Source organism: Chryseobacterium tongliaonense (assembly GCF_041224435.1).
GTDB lineage: Bacteria > Bacteroidota > Bacteroidia > Flavobacteriales > Weeksellaceae > Chryseobacterium > Chryseobacterium tongliaoense.
Genome location: NZ_JBGFFD010000002.1, coordinates 494,647 through 513,842, shown reverse-complemented (window position 1 = coordinate 513,842; position 19,196 = coordinate 494,647). Strand labels below are relative to the sequence as shown.

General features: G+C 36.2%; 14 protein-coding genes. 9 read left to right on the top strand and 5 right to left on the bottom strand.

The features are described from left to right. The first annotated feature begins 77 nt into the window (after positions 1–77). Complete coding sequence (gene lysS / locus AB8P06_RS06505; protein ID WP_369839523.1) at positions 78–1,778, top strand: lysine--tRNA ligase; 1,701 nt, start codon at positions 78–80, stop codon at positions 1,776–1,778. A 65-nt stretch (positions 1,779–1,843) separates the two neighbouring features. Here the strand turns inward: lysS and AB8P06_RS06500 are convergent, their stop codons facing one another. Together AB8P06_RS06500 and AB8P06_RS06495 are read right to left on the bottom strand one after the other, a co-directional pair. Continuing rightward, positions 1,844–2,848: a cytochrome d ubiquinol oxidase subunit II gene (locus AB8P06_RS06500; RefSeq protein WP_369839520.1), complete on the bottom strand. Its 1,005-nt coding sequence runs from the start codon at positions 2,846–2,848 to the stop codon at positions 1,844–1,846. Next, the gene (locus tag AB8P06_RS06495; RefSeq protein WP_369839517.1) at positions 2,845–4,188 is read right to left on the bottom strand and encodes a cytochrome ubiquinol oxidase subunit I; all 1,344 of its coding nucleotides are present in this window, start codon (positions 4,186–4,188) and stop codon (positions 2,845–2,847) included. The genes AB8P06_RS06500 and AB8P06_RS06495 overlap by 4 nt, the downstream gene beginning before the upstream one ends. 219 nt (positions 4,189–4,407) lie before the next feature. Here AB8P06_RS06495 and gyrB point away from each other — a divergent pair, with 219 nt between their 5' ends. From gyrB to AB8P06_RS06465, 6 genes are all read left to right on the top strand, one after another. Next, complete coding sequence (gene gyrB, locus AB8P06_RS06490; RefSeq protein ID WP_369839514.1) at positions 4,408–6,342, top strand: DNA topoisomerase (ATP-hydrolyzing) subunit B; 1,935 nt, start codon at positions 4,408–4,410, stop codon at positions 6,340–6,342. A gap of 118 nt (positions 6,343–6,460) precedes the next feature. Beyond that, complete coding sequence (locus tag AB8P06_RS06485) at positions 6,461–8,356, top strand: DUF3858 domain-containing protein (RefSeq protein WP_369839511.1); 1,896 nt, start codon at positions 6,461–6,463, stop codon at positions 8,354–8,356. A 2-nt stretch (positions 8,357–8,358) separates the two neighbouring features. Continuing rightward, on the top strand, positions 8,359–10,290 hold the full coding sequence (locus AB8P06_RS06480) for a transglutaminase family protein (protein ID WP_369839508.1): 1,932 nt from the start codon (positions 8,359–8,361) through the stop codon (positions 10,288–10,290). 67 nt (positions 10,291–10,357) lie between these two features. After that, on the top strand, positions 10,358–10,771 hold the full coding sequence (locus tag AB8P06_RS06475; protein ID WP_369839505.1) for a DUF5684 domain-containing protein: 414 nt from the start codon (positions 10,358–10,360) through the stop codon (positions 10,769–10,771). Positions 10,772–10,844: 73 nt separating this feature from the next. After that, the gene (locus AB8P06_RS06470) at positions 10,845–11,672 is read left to right on the top strand and encodes a DUF3298 and DUF4163 domain-containing protein (RefSeq protein ID WP_369839503.1); all 828 of its coding nucleotides are present in this window, start codon (positions 10,845–10,847) and stop codon (positions 11,670–11,672) included. Positions 11,673–11,716: 44 nt separating this feature from the next. Next, positions 11,717–12,568, top strand: a complete 852-nt coding sequence (locus AB8P06_RS06465) for a diacylglycerol/lipid kinase family protein (protein ID WP_369839501.1) — start codon at positions 11,717–11,719, stop codon at positions 12,566–12,568. A 127-nt stretch (positions 12,569–12,695) separates the two neighbouring features. Here the strand turns inward: AB8P06_RS06465 and AB8P06_RS06460 are convergent, their stop codons facing one another. Both AB8P06_RS06460 and ggt read right to left on the bottom strand, forming a co-directional pair. After that, positions 12,696–13,976 carry a dicarboxylate/amino acid:cation symporter gene (locus AB8P06_RS06460; protein WP_369839499.1) on the bottom strand — a complete coding sequence of 427 codons (1,281 nt, stop codon included), beginning with the start codon at positions 13,974–13,976 and terminating at the stop codon, positions 12,696–12,698. A 172-nt stretch (positions 13,977–14,148) separates the two neighbouring features. Next, positions 14,149–15,837: a gamma-glutamyltransferase gene (gene ggt, locus AB8P06_RS06455; RefSeq protein WP_369839497.1), complete on the bottom strand. Its 1,689-nt coding sequence runs from the start codon at positions 15,835–15,837 to the stop codon at positions 14,149–14,151. A gap of 256 nt (positions 15,838–16,093) precedes the next feature. On the opposite strand from ggt, the gene AB8P06_RS06450 reads away from it, so the two are divergent. Further along, positions 16,094–17,059, top strand: a complete 966-nt coding sequence (locus tag AB8P06_RS06450) for an NAD-dependent epimerase/dehydratase family protein (protein WP_369839494.1) — start codon at positions 16,094–16,096, stop codon at positions 17,057–17,059. 85 nt (positions 17,060–17,144) lie between these two features. Continuing rightward, a complete protein-coding gene (locus AB8P06_RS06445; RefSeq protein ID WP_369839491.1) occupies positions 17,145–17,897 on the top strand; it encodes a polysaccharide deacetylase family protein in 753 nt (250 codons plus the stop codon). Between the two features lie 82 nt (positions 17,898–17,979). Here the strand turns inward: AB8P06_RS06445 and AB8P06_RS06440 are convergent, their stop codons facing one another. Then, positions 17,980–19,185, bottom strand: a complete 1,206-nt coding sequence (locus AB8P06_RS06440) for a metallophosphoesterase (RefSeq protein ID WP_369839489.1) — start codon at positions 19,183–19,185, stop codon at positions 17,980–17,982. Positions 19,186–19,196: the final 11 nt, after the last annotated feature.

Sequence of the window (19,196 nt, the reverse complement as noted above, 5' to 3'; positions counted from 1 at the left end):
TTCAGAAATTTCTGCTAAAAGCCATTGAAGATGAATTCAAAAATGCCTAAATTTGTACGCTTTTAGAAAAATAAGAAATGCAATTATCAGAACAAGAAATCATTAGAAGAGAAAAGCTTAATAAGCTTGTTGAAATGGGGATCAATGCGTTCCCTGCAGAAGAATACAAAATTACAGATACGACAGAATCTATAAAAAAGGATTTTTCTGAGAGTAAACAGGTGAAGATTGCTGGCAGGCTGATGTCCCGAAGAATTCAAGGGAAGGCTTCTTTTGCTGAATTGCAGGATTCTACAGGTAGAATTCAGGTTTATTTCAACAGAGATGAAATCTGCACGGGAGAAGATAAAACATTATATAACGAAGTATACAAACACCTTTTGGATATCGGTGATATCATCGGTATTGAAGGGGAATTATTTACGACTCAGGTAGGAGAAAAAACCGTTCTGGTGAAAAACTTCACACTTTTAACGAAAGCTCTCCGTCCTCTTCCTCAGGCTAAAACTGACGAAAACGGAGTCGTACACGACGGATTTAACGATCCGGAACTAAGATACAGACAGCGTTATGTTGATTTATTAGTAAATCCATATGTAAAGGACGTTTTTGTAAAAAGAACAAAGCTGTTCAATGCCATGAGAACTTTCTTTAATGATGCAGGGTATTTCGAAGTGGAAACACCTGTTTTACAGTCAATTCCCGGTGGTGCTGCTGCAAGACCTTTTATTACGCATCACAATGCACTTGATATTCCTTTGTATTTAAGAATTGCCAACGAGTTATATCTGAAAAGACTAATCGTTGGAGGATTTGACGGGGTTTACGAGTTCTCAAAAAACTTCAGAAATGAAGGAATGGATAGAACGCACAATCCTGAATTTACTGTGATGGAAATTTATGTAGCCTACAAAGATTACAATTGGATGATGGATTTCACTGAGAAATTGCTGGAATTCTGTGCGATTCAGGTAAACGGAACATCAAATGCAAAGTTTGGTGAGCATGAAATCAGTTTTAAAGCTCCTTTTGCAAGAGTTTCTATGACGGAAGCTATTTTGAAATATACAGGCTTTGATATTACAGGAAAAACGGAGCAGGAAATATTCGATTTCGCAAAATCTATCGGAATTGATGTAAACGAAACAATGGGGAAAGGAAAATTAATTGATGAGATTTTCGGTGAAAAATGTGAAGGAAATTTCATTCAACCGACTTTCATTACAGATTATCCTGTTGAAATGTCTCCTTTAACAAAAAAACACAGAAGTAAAGAAGGTCTCACAGAACGTTTTGAATTAATGGTTTGTGGGAAAGAAATTGCCAATGCATACTCTGAACTGAATGATCCAATTGATCAAAGAGAACGTTTTGAAGATCAGTTGAGATTATCTGAAAAAGGTGATGATGAAGCTGGACAGTTCATCGATGAAGATTTCTTAAGAGCATTGGAATATGGTATGCCGCCAACTTCAGGAATGGGAATCGGTGTGGATAGATTGATCATGTTTTTAACAAATAATGCATCGATCCAGGAAGTATTATTCTTCCCTCAGATGAGACCGGAAAAGGCAGTTCCTCAGATTGAATTGGGTGAAGATGAAAAAGTAATCCTTGAAATCTTAAATTCTCAGGAAGAAGCTATGCCTTTAGCTGAAGTAAAAGAAAGAAGCCAGCTTTCAGGAAAAAAATGGGATAAAGCTTCCAAAACTTTAACGAAGAATAATCTGGTAAAAGTAGAGAAGATTGACGAAAATCTTTTGATGAAATTAGCTTAATTTTACAGCATACATGAAAAACCTCCGTATTTGCGGAGGTTTTTTCTTATCTGGATATTTGAAATTTATCTTCTCAGCTTACTAAACGAAGCCATTAAATAAAACAAAAACGGCAGAATAAATAAAGAACCCAACATCAATGCCCAGGCCAATGCTGAAATTGTTTTCGGGGCTGCAGCGTGCTCCAGTAAAGAAAGATGCTGTCCGTTTCCAAATAAAATAATATTAGGATTATGCTGATAAGTTGCAGCAACTAATATCATAATTACCTGAAATCCTGCTAAAGCTCTTACAGGAAGCAGTTTTCGGGTACTCATTGCTCTTAAAATCAATAACAGGCAAATCGTTGCAAAAACAGTTGCCATAATTCCCAAAGGCTTTGAGAAAACCCACATTAATAAAGGAATATCCGAAATATAAGCCGTGAAAAATACCAAAAGTCCTGCGATGACAACAAAGATCATGGTCTGTTTTGATTTTTTGATCATTAAGCCCAATTCCAGACGATCGGTTGTTTCTCTTAAAGCAAAAACGGAAGCAAGGTAGGCACAGATTGAAACAGTGAATAACCCAACTGCAACACCAAACCAGTTCAGCCAGCTGAAAATATACAAATCTAAAAATCCTGTTGCCTCCGGATTAATGGAATGCGAAACTGTTGCAGCGGCAATGAGCCCCAGGAAAAAAGGAGTCAGCAAACTCGAAAAGTAAAATATCTGAGTGTAGACATGCTGCCAGTCGTCTTTTACGGCATCGTAATGCCTGAAAGTGAAGGCTGTTCCTCTTGCAATAATCCCCACAAGCATTAATACCAACGGAATATGAAGATAAGTGGAAAGGGTAGTGTAGATTTGCGGGAAACCGACAAACAGGATCACGATTGCGATAATCAGCCACATATGATTGGCTTCCCAGACGGGAGCGATAGATTCGTACATGATTTCCTTGGTTTTGGGACGTGCTTTTTTATTCGTGAAAAGCTCTACGATTCCTGCACCGAAATCTGCACCGCCTAAAATCATATAAAGACAGATGGAAAGCCAGAGAAAACCTATTACAACGTAGATCATGATTTTTTGTTTTTATCGTTAAACTGGGCGTCTGTAGGATCATATAGTTTCGGAACCATTTGTATCTGTCTTCTCAGAAGGAAAATAATGATTAATGACAGCGATACAAAAATAGCGGTGAAAAAGTAGAATGAATACTGTATTCCCGGCATTGGAGTGACTGCATCAGCGGTCCTCATGATTCCGTAGATGATCCAGGGCTGTCGCCCCACTTCTGTTACCGTCCATCCTGCTTCCAGAGCAATATAACCAAAGGGTGTGGCAATTAAAAATGTTTTAAGCAGCCAGTTTTTATTCAGCCATTCTTTCCTGAAAAAGAAAACATATAAATAAACAATACCAATGCAGATCATAACGACTCCGAAAAAGATCATAATTTGAAAAGCATAATGTACAACAGTAATTGGAGGCCATTCATCTCTCGGAAAATCATTCAGTCCTTTTACTTCGGCATTAAAATCATTACTTACCAGGAAACTTAATACTTTCGGAATCTTAACGGCATATTTTATTTCGCCTTTTTCTTCATCGGGAATTCCGCCGATAACAAATGCGGCACCTTTTTCCGTTTCAAAATGAGCTTCCATGGCAGCCAGTTTGATAGGCTGCCTTTCAGCAACGGATTTAGCTGCGATGTCTCCGCTTAAAGGAGCTCCGAATGCACCTATTAATGCAAAACCTGCTGCTATTTTAAAAGCTTTGGTATGAAACTCTACATTTTTCTTTTTCATAATTAAAAAAGCATGAACTCCGGCTACAGCAAATCCTGTGGCACAAAACGCAGCAACAGTCATATGCAGAGCCTGTGGAAACCAGGCATCATTGAACATCGCTTTTATAGGATCTATATTGACGTACTGTCCGTTAATATAATCGAAACCGGCAGGAGAGTTCATCCATGCGTTGGCTGCAACCACAAGAATACCGGAAGCCAGGCCGCTTAAACCCACCAGGAAACCACAAAACCAGTGAAACCACTTATTGAACCTGTCCCAGCCGTACAGGAAAAAACCGATGGCAATAGCTTCAATAAAGAAAGCTGTTCCTTCCAGAGAAAAAGGCATCCCGAAAATAGGCCCGGCATGTTTCATAAATCCCGGCCAGAGAAGGCCAAGCTCGAAAGAAAGCATAGTTCCGGAAACTGCTCCCGTAGCAAATAATATGGCAACTCCTTTGCTCCATGCTTTGGTGAGCCCTTTATATACTTCGTTTTTGGTTTTAAGGTATTTCCAGTGAGCAAAAGCCATTAAAAAAGGCATCACCATACCAACACAGGAAAAAATAATGTGAAACCCCAGAGACATGGCCATTTGTGCACGAGCGGCAATGAAATCGTCCATAATATCAACTTTTTGAGTAAATAAAGTTACGGATAAATTATTGACCGCTCATATGATTTACAACAGTTGTTATTGAGGAAATTCATGATAACTTTGATTTTTTTAAGTTGTTTTTATGTTGATAAGTCAACTTTTTTTGACATATTTTAACTTTCATAAGTCGAAAAAAATCACGATATTTGTAAGTCTTTGCATTTAGCAAAAATTTTAAAATTTGATATGAGTCAGAAACAATATACAGCTAGTAGTATTCAGGCATTGGAAGGAATGGAGCACGTACGTATGCGCCCTTCAATGTACATTGGTGATGTAGGACTTAGAGGTCTTCACCATTTGGTTTATGAAGTAGTAGATAACTCTATTGATGAAGCTTTGGCAGGATACTGCGATACCATCTTTGTTAGCATTAAAGAAGGAAACGGAATTGAAGTAATTGACAATGGTAGAGGTATTCCTGTAGATTTCCACGAAAAAGAACAAAAATCAGCTCTTGAAGTTGTAATGACCAAGATTGGAGCAGGAGGTAAATTCGACAAAGATTCTTACAAGGTTTCAGGAGGTCTTCACGGAGTAGGGGTGTCATGTGTAAATGCACTTTCCAACGAGATGGTAACCACTGTTTACAGAGACGGAAATATTTATCAGCAGATATATTCTAAAGGTAAAGCGCAAACTCAGGTTGAAGAAATCGGTCACAGCGACAAAAGAGGAACTAAGCAGTTCTTCCAGCCGGATGATACTATCTTTACGGAATTAGTTTACAACTATGATACATTAGCAAGTCGTTTAAGAGAACTTTCTTACCTTAACAAAGGAATTACAATTACGCTTACCGATGAAAGAGAAACTTTGGAAGACGGTTCTTTCAAAACAGAGGTTTTTCATTCTGAAGGCGGATTAAAAGAATTTGTTGCCTATATCGATGGAAACAGAGAATCTATCATGGAACACGTCATCTTCATGGAAGGTGAAAGAGATGATATTCCTGTGGAAGTGGCAATGCGTTATAATACTTCATTTAATGAGAATCTTCACTCTTACGTTAATAATATCAATACTCACGAAGGAGGAACTCACTTAGCAGGTTTCAGACGTGCTTTGACGAGAACGCTGAAGAAATATGCCGATGATCTGGGAATCCCGCAAAAAGAAAAAGTAGAGATTACCGGAGATGATTTCCGTGAAGGTTTAACCGCTGTAGTTTCCGTTAAAGTGATGGAACCTCAGTTTGAAGGACAGACCAAAACGAAATTAGGAAACTCTGAAGTTTCAGGAGCAGTAGATAAGATCGTAGGAGAAATGCTTTCCAACTTCCTGGAAGAAAATCCTAATGAAGCTAAACTGATCGTTCAGAAAGTAGTTTTAGCGGCAAAAGCAAGACAGGCAGCAAAAAAAGCCCGTGAAATGGTTCAGAGAAAATCTCCAATGGGAGGTTCCGGACTTCCGGGGAAATTGTCCGACTGTTCATCAAAAAGCCCTGAAGAATCTGAACTATTCTTAGTGGAGGGAGATTCGGCAGGTGGAACTGCAAAACAAGGCAGAGACAGACATTTTCAGGCTATTTTGCCTTTGAGAGGTAAAATTCTGAATGTTGAAAAATCAATGCTTCATAAAGTATATGATAACGAGGAGATCAAAAATATTTATACCGCTCTTGGTGTTTCCGTAGGAACAGAAGAAGACAGCAAAGCCTTGAATATGGTTAAATTGAGATACCATAAAATCGTAATCATGACCGATGCCGATATTGACGGTTCTCACATCTCGACACTGATCCTTACTTTCTTCTTCCGTTATATGAAAGAGCTTATTGAGAACGGATATATTTACATTGCCCAACCACCTTTATATTTATTAAAGAAAGGGAACAAAAAAATATATGCTTATAATGAAAAAGAGCGTGAAGAATTTACTTTAGAAATGTCTCCGGATGGTAAAGGTGTTGAAGTTCAGCGTTATAAAGGTCTTGGGGAAATGAATCCTGAACAGCTTTGGGAAACAACCCTGAACCCTGAACACAGAATTTTAAAGCAGGTAACCATTGATAATGCTGTAGAAGCAGACAGTGTTTTCTCGATGTTGATGGGAGATGAGGTTCCGCCAAGAAGAGAATTTATCGAAAAGAATGCGAAATATGCTAAGATTGATGCATAATTAATCTGCAAAATATATCATTTAAAAAGACTTCAGAAATGGAGTCTTTTTTTTGTCAATAAAAATTAATTTTAACATTTATTAAGATTTTATTACTTTTGTTAAATTTTTAAAACTAATGATGAGAATCTTAACGGCAGGAGCGCTCTGTATTGCTTCTGTTTACTACGCGCAGAACTATCCTGTTTCTGCAATTCCTGAAAATCTGAAGAAAAATGCTGATGTTGTTGTCAGAAAAGATTTTACAACAGTTCAGATCAACAGTATTGACGAAATAAAATATCAGGTTAATACCGTAACTTCTGTCTTAAATAAAGACGGTGATTCTCATGCACAGCCTTCTATTCCTTATGAAAAAGGAGATCAGGTTTCAGATGTTAGAGTAACCATTTATGATGAATTTGGGAAAAAAGTAAAAACATATTCAAAATCGGATTTTGGTGATTTTGCCAATAATTCCCAGGGTGTTTTTTATTCTGATAACCGTTTTTTAAGTTTATCTTACACCCCTACACAATATCCTTATACCATTGAGTTTTCTTATCAGATTACCGATGAAAATACAGTTTTTATTCCTGATTTTGTACCGTTTACTACCACTGGTGTGTCGGTGGAAGAAAGCCGGTTTACCATTATTAATAAATCGGGGATTGTGCTTCACACAAAAACCTATCCCTCTAAATACAATTATGCCTCAGTGACAGAAAGCGGGAATGCCGCTGTTGAAAAGGTATATTCTTATAAAAATGTTCCTGCGGTGGAAGATGCATTTCTCCTTCCACAACCGTCAAATCTTCTGCCTAAAGTAAGTTTTGCCCTTGAAAAATTTAATCTTAAAGGAAAACAAGGCAATATGAATAGCTGGAAAGAATTCGGAACCTGGTATTATAACAATATTCTGCAGCCGGTTTCACTATCCACGCCAACCATTAAATCGGAAGTTGCAGCGCTTAATTTGCAGGGCTCAACAGAGGAAAAAGTGAAAAAGCTTTACCAATATATGCAATCTAAGACCAGATATATTTTCGTGGCATTAGGTATTGGCGGCTGGCAACCGATGCAGCCTGATGAGGTACAGAAGAAAGGATATGGCGATTGTAAAGGCCTTACGAACTATATGAAAACCTTATTGGACGAAGCCGGAATTCCTTCATATTATTCCGTGATCAATTCAGGGACCTCACAGGTTTCTTTCGATCCTGAGTTTCCTAAAATGGGTGGGAATCATGTTATCTTAATGGTTCCGACAGAAAAGGGAAATATCTGGCTGGAAAATACTTCTCAGCAGGTTGCATTCAATCACCTGAGTTTCAGTACGACAGACCGTAACGTACTTTCCATTACAAAAAACGGAATAGAGCTGATTAATACCCCTTCATACACGGCGGATAAAAATAAGGAAAAGCAAACTTTAAAAATTAAGCTTAATGAAGATAACAGCGTTACCGGATCGGGGCAGTTTGCATTTTCAGGAAGCCAGTACGATTACAGTTTAAGATATGCTACTTTGTCTCCAAAAGAAAAAAATGAATCGATAAAAAGCCAGTTGGATCTTCTGCATTTCGAAAAAATTGAAATGAAGGATTTTGTGAATGACAGGGATAATGGCGTCGTTAAATTCGATCTTGATTTTAAAGCTAATAATTATTCCAAGAATGCAGGGAGCAGCATGATTTTCAGAGCGGTTCCTATTTATGCAAATAATATTTATAAGGCAGATGAAAAACGGGAATTGCCATTTGAAATCCTACAGTCTTTTGAAGATGAATACCAGATCAGTTTTGAGATTCCTGAAAATTATAAAATAGATGAAATGCCTAATGATACCAGTTTCAGTTCAGAATTCGGGACTTATAAACTAAGTTTTGTGAAAAATGACAGGGAGATCAAAGTAAGCAGAACCATCAAAGTAAATAAAGGGTTATACCCAAAGGAAAAATACAACGACTACATTGGTTTCAGAAAAAAAACTATAAACATTGATAACTCTAAAATTTTAATTACAAAAATCTAGGCATGAAAAAAACAATATTAATTGCTTTTTGCTCTCTTAATATAGGCTTTATACAAGCTCAAAAACAGGAATTTCTTAATCCTCCGAAATTCAGCGATGCAGATTTGTCCAAGCAAAAATCTTCGCTGGATGAAAATGCACCGGCGGAAATTTTATACAAATCGATGCATTTCAGTATCGATTCGAATACAGGAACACTCCAGAAAGAAGCTTTTTACAGGGTAAAAATTTATGATAAGGAAAAAGCGGAGGACTGGTTGAATCTTGAAGTTCCTCTTTATCAGAGTGGAAGTGATCATGAGATTTTGTCTAAAATGAAAGCCTACACTTATAACCTTGAAAACGGAAGTGTAGTAACAACAAAAGTAGACCGGAGCTCTAAATATAAAAGCAAGGAGAATAAATATGTCACGATAACCAAATTTGCATTTCCCAATGTTAAAAATGGTTCCGTTATAGAATATCAATATGAAGTAACCTCTCCGTTCTTATTTTCAATTCCTGAAATATTAATAGAATCAGATACCCCGTCATTATATACGGAATATGTATTGGATACTCCTTCTAATATTGCTTACAACGTAAACTATACCGGTTCGCTTAATCCTAAATACAGACAAATAGAAGAGAAAATGCTCTTTGGTTTAAACTACAGGACTTATAGATTCGGTTATGAGAACCTTAAAGGTTTTAAAACTGAAAAGTTTATAAGCAATGACAGGAATTACCGGACTAAAGTAAGCGCAGAACTACATTCTACCAACTTTAAAGAGCTGAAATTATATTCTTCATCATGGGAGAAAATTAAAGACAGGTTGTATGAAAATGATGATTTCGGGAGCGAATTAAAAAGAACGAAACTGGCGAAAGACAATATGCCGGCAGGAATTGCAGGCTTAAGTACCGATCTGGAAAAAGCCAATGCCATTTTTAAATATGTTCAGAATACATTTACATGGAACAAATATTCCGGGGTATATACTGAAGACGGAATAAAAAAGCTGCTGGAAACCAAAACAGGAAATGCTGCAGAAATCAATTTATTCCTGGTGATGTTATTGAGAGAAGCCGGAATTAAGGCAGATCCATTGCTCATTTCTACAGTAGGTAACGGTATCATTAATGTAGCATCCCCAAATGTTTCCAATCTGAATTTTGTCATTGCAGCACTGAAAATTAATGATGCATTTCATTTATATGATGCTACCTCCAAACAATCTTCAATAGATATGCTGCCGCCGAGAGACTGGAACCAGTTTGGAATTTTGCTGGCGAAGGAAAAAGTACAGCAATTGTCAATGGTGAATGGGAAACCGAGTTTTAATTATCTTACAGCTCATGCCAAAATAAATGAAGATGGAAGTATCTCAGGAACCTATTCCGATAAAGATACCGGTACTTATGCCATGTTTGCTAAAGAAAATTATGATGATAATGCCGATAAGTATAAAAAACAATACAAAGATAATTTTGCCATAGATTTCACCGGAATTGATTCCAAAGTTGTAGAGAATGGAGATTTTGAAAGCACAATGAATTTTTCGTCAGATAATTTAATTGACAAAATAGGAAAGAAAATGATCATCAACCCGATGCTGTTCCTGAATAAAAACTCCAATGAATTTGATCAGACGGAAACACGAAAATATCCTATTGATTTTATCTCAGCATATACGAAGATTAAAAAAGTAATTCTTGAAATTCCTGAAGGCTACAGTATTGAAGAGATGCCGAAGAATAAAAAGATCGTTACCGATGATAAAGAAATAGAATACAGCTATATAGTGGAAAAGAAAGGAAATACATTAGAAGTAACGTCAACCACCAAAGTTATGAGCCCTGATTATCCTAAGGAATATTATCCTGCATTCAAGCAGATCTGGGGAGTAGCCTCGAAAAATGAAAATCAGGTAATAAGTTTAATTAAAAAATAAAACAAAAAGCTTCTATATTTTAGAAGCTTTTTTTTATATTTGGTAAAACCAATAAAAATATAATAATATGTTAACTCTTTTACAAACAGATCCTTACGATAGTATGGATGGAGCCGCCGCTGCAGGGCTGGGAATTGGAATGATGCTATTTTATCTGGTCGTATATCTTTTTTACGGATATTGTTATTATAAAATTTTCCAGAAAGCAGGAAGAGAAGATGCCTGGGCGGGATTTATTCCGATTTATAACTGGATTGTGCTCCTGGATATCGTTAAAAAACCAACTTGGTGGATTATTTTATTCTTCATTCCGTTGGCGAATTTATATGCCTTTTGGATGGTTTTTGACGGTCTTGCCAAAGGATTTAACAAAGAAACCCCATTGTATACGATTCTTTTATTCTTCCTGGGATTCATCTTTATTCCTGTTTTAGCTTTCAGTGATGATAAATTTGACAGTCAGAGAGTTCCGGCAAATTAGAAAAAAATAATAAAAAATAATCAGAACCATTCATTTTGTGAATGGTTTTTGCATTCATACAAAAAAATAAATTATGAAAAATACCATTGCCATTGTAGCATTATCCTCTTTCTTTATTTTTTCAGCTTGTAAAAAGACTGAAACCAATAATGCAACTCCTGAAAAAACAGAAACCTCACAGCCGGATACATTTGTTGTAGACTCTGTGAAAGTGAACGATTCAATAAAAATCAATGATTCACTTTCCGTAAGTTTTTCTTCAAAGTTATTAGTGTTTCCGACTATAAAAGAAAAAAAGCTGCTTGACAGTATCTATTTCGGGAATAAAGGGCTTACAGATTTCTCAAAAGAAGGCTTACAGAATTTTTTGCAGAAAGATAAAAACGAATATTTCAATTCAATTAAAAAAGACAGTAAAGACTGGATATCAGATATGGGATATGCCCAGAAATGGAATTCAGATTTTTATATGAGCTTAAAGTCTAATACCAATGATTTTATGCATATTGAATATCTGTCAAGTTCTTATGAAGGAGGAGCCCACGGAAATTATGGTTTTTCGGAAAGGGTTTTTGATCTTAAAAATAATAGAAAAGTAGAATTGAAAGACATTACAACCATGACCAAAGATAAAATTGGTGCCATCTTAATGAAAAACATCAATAAAATCAACAGCGGGACTACAGATGAAAAAGGGCAGGTGAATAATTCCGAAATGCTTTTGGTAGAAGTAATTCCGGCTACGGATAATTTTTATTTTGATGACAAAAACTTATATTTTCATTACAGCCCTTACGAAATTGCAGCTTATGCAGCAGGTGACATCACCATTCCTGTTTCATGGGAAGATCTGAAAGGAACCTTAACTTCAGGATTTAAAGAAAGAATGAAAATTAAATAATATAAATGCTTCCGGATATGGAAGCATTTTTTAATTTTGCAATAATGGAAAAAGTAGCTTTTATCATCAATCCTTTTTCGGCCAAAAAAAATTATCAGCCGTTTCTCAATGAGCTTAAAAAAAAGGTTAAAGACCCTTTATACTATATCTCGGAATCTATTCAGGGAACGGATGATTTTATTCAGGAACATTTTAATACAACTGATATTTTTGTTGCGATAGGAGGAGATGGTACTATTTCTACAGTCGCAAAAAATCTGATCAATACTGAAAAAATCCTGGCCATTTTTCCGGCGGGTTCCGGAAACGGATTTTCGAATGAAACCAGGTTCAGTAAAAACCTGGATGAATTATTAGAAAAAATAAATGCAAAAAAATCCAGGAAGATTGATACGTTTACAGTGAATGATAAGCTTTCAATTAATGTTTCAGGAACCGGTTTTGATGGAAAAGTGGTGAAAGAATTTGAAAAAACCGATCGCGGATTCAAAAACTATATTAAAGTTTCACTGAAAACTTTCTTTAATTATAAACCTATTAAAATAAAATTTACTGATGAAGCCTATCAGCAGTATAATGGCAAATATCTGATGTTGAATATTGCCAATACGCGTCAATTCGGGAATAACGCCTACATTGCCCCAAATGCAAGTAAAAGTGACGGTTTGGTGGATATAGTTCTTGTGAAAAAATTTCCATTGACTTATTCGGCCTTATTTGCATTCAGGATGTTTACCAAGAAGCTGAAAGATGATGAATATGTAACTTATCTTCCTGTTTCGGAAATAGAATTCAAAGTGAGCACCAAAAACTGGCACCTTGACGGAGAGTTTAACAAAATAAAATCTCCGGTTCATGTAAAAGTTCTGCCTTCAAGCCTGAATATTTTGATTTAACGTCTACAGCTAAAAAAAAATAATTTTAATAAATTTTACAAAGCTTATAGGTTTCAAAAACCTATAAGCTTTATTTTGAGATCAAAGTAAGAAGAAAAAAACTTTTACAACTCTACTCATGTAATCGTTAAACTTCCAGTTTTTTTTCAATTTCATTCGGATGATCAAGGCAGAACTGCAATTGGTTTTTATCCAGTTGTTTTTCCCAATTGGCTACAACAACAGTCGCTACAGAATTTCCGATCACATTCGTCAAAGCACGGCATTCACTCATAAATTTATCAATTCCAAGGATTAAAGTCATCCCCGCAATCGGAATTTCAGGGACAACCGCCAATGTTGCTGCCAGAGTCACAAAACCAGCTCCGGTAACTCCTGCTGCACCTTTGGAACTTAGCATTGCCACAAGAAGCAGCATCAGCTGCTTTTCAAGAGGAAGGTGGATATTCAAAGCCTGGGCTATAAATAAAGAAGCCAGAGTCATATAAATATTGGTTCCGTCTAAATTAAATGAATATCCCGTAGGAACCACAAGGCCTACAATGGCCTTAGAGCAGCCTGCCTTTTCAAGCTTTTCCATGATACCGGGCAATACAGATTCTGAAGAGCTTGTACCCAATACTAAAAGGAGCTCTTCTTTAAGGTAATACATGAATTTAAAAATATTAAATCCATTATACCATGCAACAGTTCCAAGTACTAAAATAACAAACAGGATAGAGGTAATATAAAACGTACCTACCAGGAATATAAGATTTAAAACAGAGTGTAGACCATATTTTCCGATTGTGAAAGCCATTGCTCCAAAAGCCCCTATCGGAGCGAGTTTCATCAGCATGTGCACAATTTTGAAAACAGGAGTGGCAAGATCCTGAAGGAAATCTGTTACCTTCTGACTCTTTTCTTTTGTTAAAACTAAAGCAACACCCATTAAAATAGCTACCAGAAGCACTTGTAAGATATTATCACCAACCAGAGGACTGAAGAGTGTCTCAGGAATAATATTCATAATGAATCCTGTAAGTGTAGATTCATGAGCTTTATGCTGATATTGGGAAACATCTCCTGAAAGAGTAGTGGGGTCAATATTTAAGCCATGTCCGGGCTGTAAAATATTTCCTACAATTAATCCGATGATCAGTGCTAATGTGGAAAATGTAAAGAAATAAATCATTGCTTTAACGGCAATTCTTCCTACTTTTTTAAGGTCAGTCATGTGAGCGATCCCTAAGGTAAGAGTAATAAAAATAACAGGTGCAATAATCATTTTCACCAGTTTAATGAATCCGTCTCCCAACGGTTTCATTTTTTCTCCCAGTTCAGGATAAAACCTGCCCAGAAGGATTCCCGCGATAATAGCGATAATAACCTGAAAGTAAAGCTGCTGATAGAATTTTGTTGTTTTCAAAGGATTTTTTTGACTTTTAAAGGCCGAAAATTAAGGAAATTTATTCTGAAATATGACAAAAGTCATGAAAAGTTTGGCGCGGGGCTGAAAGCCCCGCGCCAAACTATAAACTCTAATTTCTGATTCGTATTTATTCACGTCAGGCTGACCAAAATCGAAAAATGGTTTTAAATTATTCCACAGCTACAGAATCATCACCCCTTCCGTCTGCTACAGCATGGATATTTCCGTTGTCGTCAATTAAAATCATTTCTGTTCTTCCGATTTGTTTTATCCTGTCAATTTTATAATTCTTTTTCTGAAGCTCTGAAATGGTGGTTTCCGGAAAATTGTTTTCTACAGCAACTGTTTCAGGAAGCCATTGATGATGGAATTTCGGAGAATTAACAGAGATGTTGGTGTTTAATTTAAAATCCACCACATTCACAATCGATTGATAGACGGAAGTAGGAATGGTCGTTCCTCCGGGAGTTCCTACCACCATATAAGGTTTCCCGTTTTTCAGAAGAATAGTCGGTGTCATCGACGAAAGCATTCTTTTATTCGGTTGAATGGAATTCGCCTCACCACCTACTGCCCCAAACATATTCGGAACACCGGGCTTTACAGAAAAATCATCCATTTCATTATTTAAAAAGAATCCGGCTCCGGCAACCACTACTTTACTTCCGTATAGTCCGTTAAGGGTAGTAGTGACTGATGCAGCGTTTCCGTCTTTATCAATAACTGAAATATGAGTGGTCTCAGTAGATTCTTTCGGCTGTTGAATAATTTTTCCAACTTCAGCACTTGGAGTAGCTTTATCAAAACTGAAACTTTTCCATCTGCTTTTTAAATACTCATCGGAAATTAAATAAGTTGTTTTATCCTGTATAAAATCAGGATCACCCATATATTCAGCTCTGTCGGCATAGGCTCTTCTTTCTGCTTCCACCATGATCTGTACGGCCTGGGTAGAATTCTGCTGATATTTTTCAAGATTTTCATAGCCTGCCATTTTAAGCATCTGGGCAAGAAGTAAACCGCCACTTGATGGTAATGGCATAGAAACAACGTTATTTCCTTTATAATCAAACTCTAAAGCTTTTCTTTCGGCTACTTTGTAATTTTTTAAATCTTCAGAAGTGATAATTCCGTTTCCTTTTTTCATTTCAGCAACTAAAAGAGATGCTGTTTTTCCTTCATAAAAGCCTTTTAAACCTGATTTCTGAATTAGTTTTAAGGTTTCGGCCAGCTCTTTCTGAACTAAAATATCTCCGGCTTTCCACGGTGTATCTTTTACAAAAACAATGGCAGATTGATTATGCTTTTTGAAATTATCCTTATTGGAGTTCAACAGATTAGCTTCCTGCTCTGTAATAGCAAAGCCATTCTCGGCCAGATCAATAGCAGGCTGAATGATTTTATCCATCGGAAGTTTACAATGTTTTAAAGTGGCAAAAAAACCGGCTACACTTCCCGGAACACCTACTGCTAATCTTCCGTTTTGTGACAGATCGGTATTGGCTTTTCCGTTTTTGTCGATATACATGTCTCTGGAAGCTTTCAGGGGAGCGGTTTCACGGTAATCAAGAGTGAATTTCTCACTATTGTTTTTTACCCCTACTAAAAATCCGCCGCCGCCGATATTTCCGGCCTGAGGATACACTACTGCCAAAGCATACTGAGTCGCTACAATTGCGTCATAGGCATTACCACCCATTTTAAGGATTTTAGCTCCGGCTTCACTGGCTAATGGATGGGCAGATACGACAACACCTTTATTCTTTACTTTGACTTCTTTAACGATATTAAAACCTGTAAACTGAGCAGGTGAAAAATGAAATGCCATCAATATGGCAACCAGAAATACTCTCTTCATAAGATTATGTTTAAGGCAAAAATATATAATTTTCAAAGAAATTCCGGGCTGCAATAGAAAGTTTATATCTATAGTAACAATTATTAATACTAGATGTGTTTGCTTGCTGATCCTGTTTTAAGATGGGGTGATGAGAAAAATGGTCATAATCAGGTTAAGTTTTTTCCCGGTGATATAAAAAGTATGTTTTTACCTACTTTTTTATTATGGTTAACATGATTTTTTTACTTTTGTAGCATTCTAAAAAAATCTAAAAATGGAATCCTATACGGAAAAAATACTCATTACGGGTGCCCTGGGCCAAATCGGTACCGAGCTTACAAACAGATTAGTTGAAATTCATGGAGCTGATAACGTTGTTGCTTCCGGATTAGACAGATGGCAGAAAGGAATCACCTCTGCCGGACACTATGAAAGAATGGATGTGACGAATACTCAGCTGGTGAGACAGGTAATTAAAGATTACGACATTACTACTGTTTATCATTTGGCTTCATTATTATCAGGAACTTCAGAAAAGCAGCCGATTTTTGCATGGAAATTAAACCTTGAGCCTCTTCTTCATTTTTGTGAAATGGCTAAAGAAGGACTTCTTAAAAAGATCTTCTGGCCCAGTTCAATTGCTGTTTTCGGAAAAGGAATTCCAAAGGAAAATGTAGAACAGGATGTAGTTTTAAATCCTACAACAGTATATGGGATTTCTAAAATGGCAGGAGAAAAATGGTGCGAATACTATTTTGATAAATATGGGGTAGATGTAAGAAGTATCAGATATCCGGGATTGATTTCATGGAAAACTCCGGCTGGAGGAGGAACAACAGATTACGCAGTGGAAATTTTTTATGAAGCCATTGAAGAAGGAAAATACACAAGTTTCATTTCCGAAAATACGGGGATGCCGATGTTGTATATGGATGATGCAATCAATGCAACTTTAAAATTAATGGATGCTCCAAAAGAAAGTTTAACGGTTCGTTCTTCATATAATTTGGGCGGAATGTCTTTCACTCCAAAAGAATTGGCAGCAGAAATCAAGAAAGAAATTCCTGAATTTGAGATCGATTATAAACCGGATTTCAGACAGGCAATTGCAGATTCATGGCCGGCTTCAATTGATGACTCAGTAGCGAAAAAAGACTGGGGACTTTCCTATGATTTTGGAATTTCTGAAATGTCCAAAGACATGATCAAGAATCTTAAAGTGAAATTAGGTAAAAATTAATTTATCTTAAATATAACTTTAAATAGAATATTATTTAACATCTGATTATTAATTTGTTATAATCTTTATCTAAAATTTAATTTAAATGGTATTATTAACTTTTAACATTATAAATATTGACGCAGAGCCCGAAAACGATGCTCAAATTACTGATGAAGAAAGATTGAAAATTACAGCAGATAATACAAAAGCAATTCTTAGAATTTTAGATATTCATGATGTAAAAGCAAGTTTTTTTATAGAGATCACTATCGTAGAAAAACTACAGAATCTTATAAAAGCAATTTCAGGTCGTGGACATGAAATTGCTTTTTATAATAAAAATTCCGGTCTTCAGGAAATTGAGGAAGTCAAAAAAAATGCACAGAGTTTTCTGGAAAAACAAATCCGCGGAATCCGTCAGAAAGATCATAAGCTTCCACAGGAAAATTTAAAATTACTGGAATTTAATTATGTCTCCAATATTGATAATGCCAATATTCTTTTCCCTTTTAAACGCTTAAAAAGAAATACGGAGATTATCGAGGAAGATGGATTAAGTATTGTCCCCGAAAGTATTTCTCCCTATAGCCAGTTGCCTTATAATGATTTTGTGTTTCAGATATTGCCGATGAATTATTATCAGAATATGGTCTTTGAAACACTCAAAAATGATGATTTTGTCCTGATTTATCTTAATTCCTGGCAGTTTACGGATTTTAAGAAATATCCGTTTGAAATTCCTTTTTACAGAAGTTTGTTTTCAGGCAGAAAAATGGAGGACAAATTAGATGCCCTCCTCAGTTTTATCAACGAGAAGGAGCTTGCTACTTCCCGGATGAAAGATTATATTTTTTAGGGATTAGGGAAAATGATAACTTCCTTTTAAACATTAAACATTAAACATTAAACCAAAAACCTAAAACTTTTTTGTTGAATTTCTAAGCTAATTCAAAAAGTGTAATCTCCGGCAAAACACCCACTCTTCCGGGATAACCAATAACCCCGAAACCTCTGTTTACATACAGGAATTTACCTTCACTTTCATAAAGGTCAGCCCATTTCGGATAACGGTATTGAACCGGGGACCATTTAACATTTTTCAGGTCAAGGCCAAACTGCATTCCGTGTGTATGTCCGGAAAGTGTCAAATACACGTTTCCCGGATGTTTTTTTACCACTTCATCAAAATGGGTAGGGTCATGGCTCATTAAGATTTTTGCGGCTGATTCCGGGACGTTTTCAAGTGCTTTGTCAATATCTCCGAATTGCGGGAAAGGTTTTAAACCCCAGTTTTCTACTCCTAAAATATAAAGTTTCTCACCGTTTTTCTCGATAGTCCTGTTTTCATTTCTCAGCATGTCAAATCCTGCCTGTCTTTCATATTCAATAAGGGTTTCAAGATTTTTTTTCTTGGCATCCGGTGATTCCCAGGCTACATAATCACCATAATCATGATTTCCCAATACCGCAAGCTTACCGTCTTTGGCTTTAATTTTAGAAAATAAAGGAATAAACGGTTTGAATTCATCCGCAACATTATTCACCATATCTCCGGTGAACAAAACCAGATCCGGTTTTTGTTCATTGATCAGATTGATGGCATGTTCCAGTTTACCAGGATCCGAGAAACTGCCGCTGTGAACGTCAGAGATCTGTACGATCTTATACCCTTTAAAGCTTTTCGGAAGATTGGCAAAATTTACTTTCACCTTTCTTATTTTATGACGGTATTTCCCGAATGTGATCCCATCAATAAACAAGGCTGAAAGAACTCCACCTAATCCTAATCCCATTAAGCTTAGAAACTTTCTTCTTTCCGGGAAAAAGTTATCCGTTGGCCGTGTTAACCCGATCAGATATCCTCCGGTTCTGAAAATATCATCAATGAGCAGAAATAAAACGATGAAGATTTTTGGGAGAATAAAAACCAGAAATAATGAAATCATGATCTGGGCCCGCACCATACTTTTATCGGCCCTGTTAAAATGCAGGACTTCATAAGTAAAGACACCGTAAATAATCAAAGAAACAACCCAGTAGCCGATTCTTATCCAGAGATTATCCGTCAACGTTCTTATTGCCTGATAGATGTAGATTTCTAAAAACAGAAAAACAGCGGCAATAATTAAAAAATTTCTTTGCATAATCAGATTTT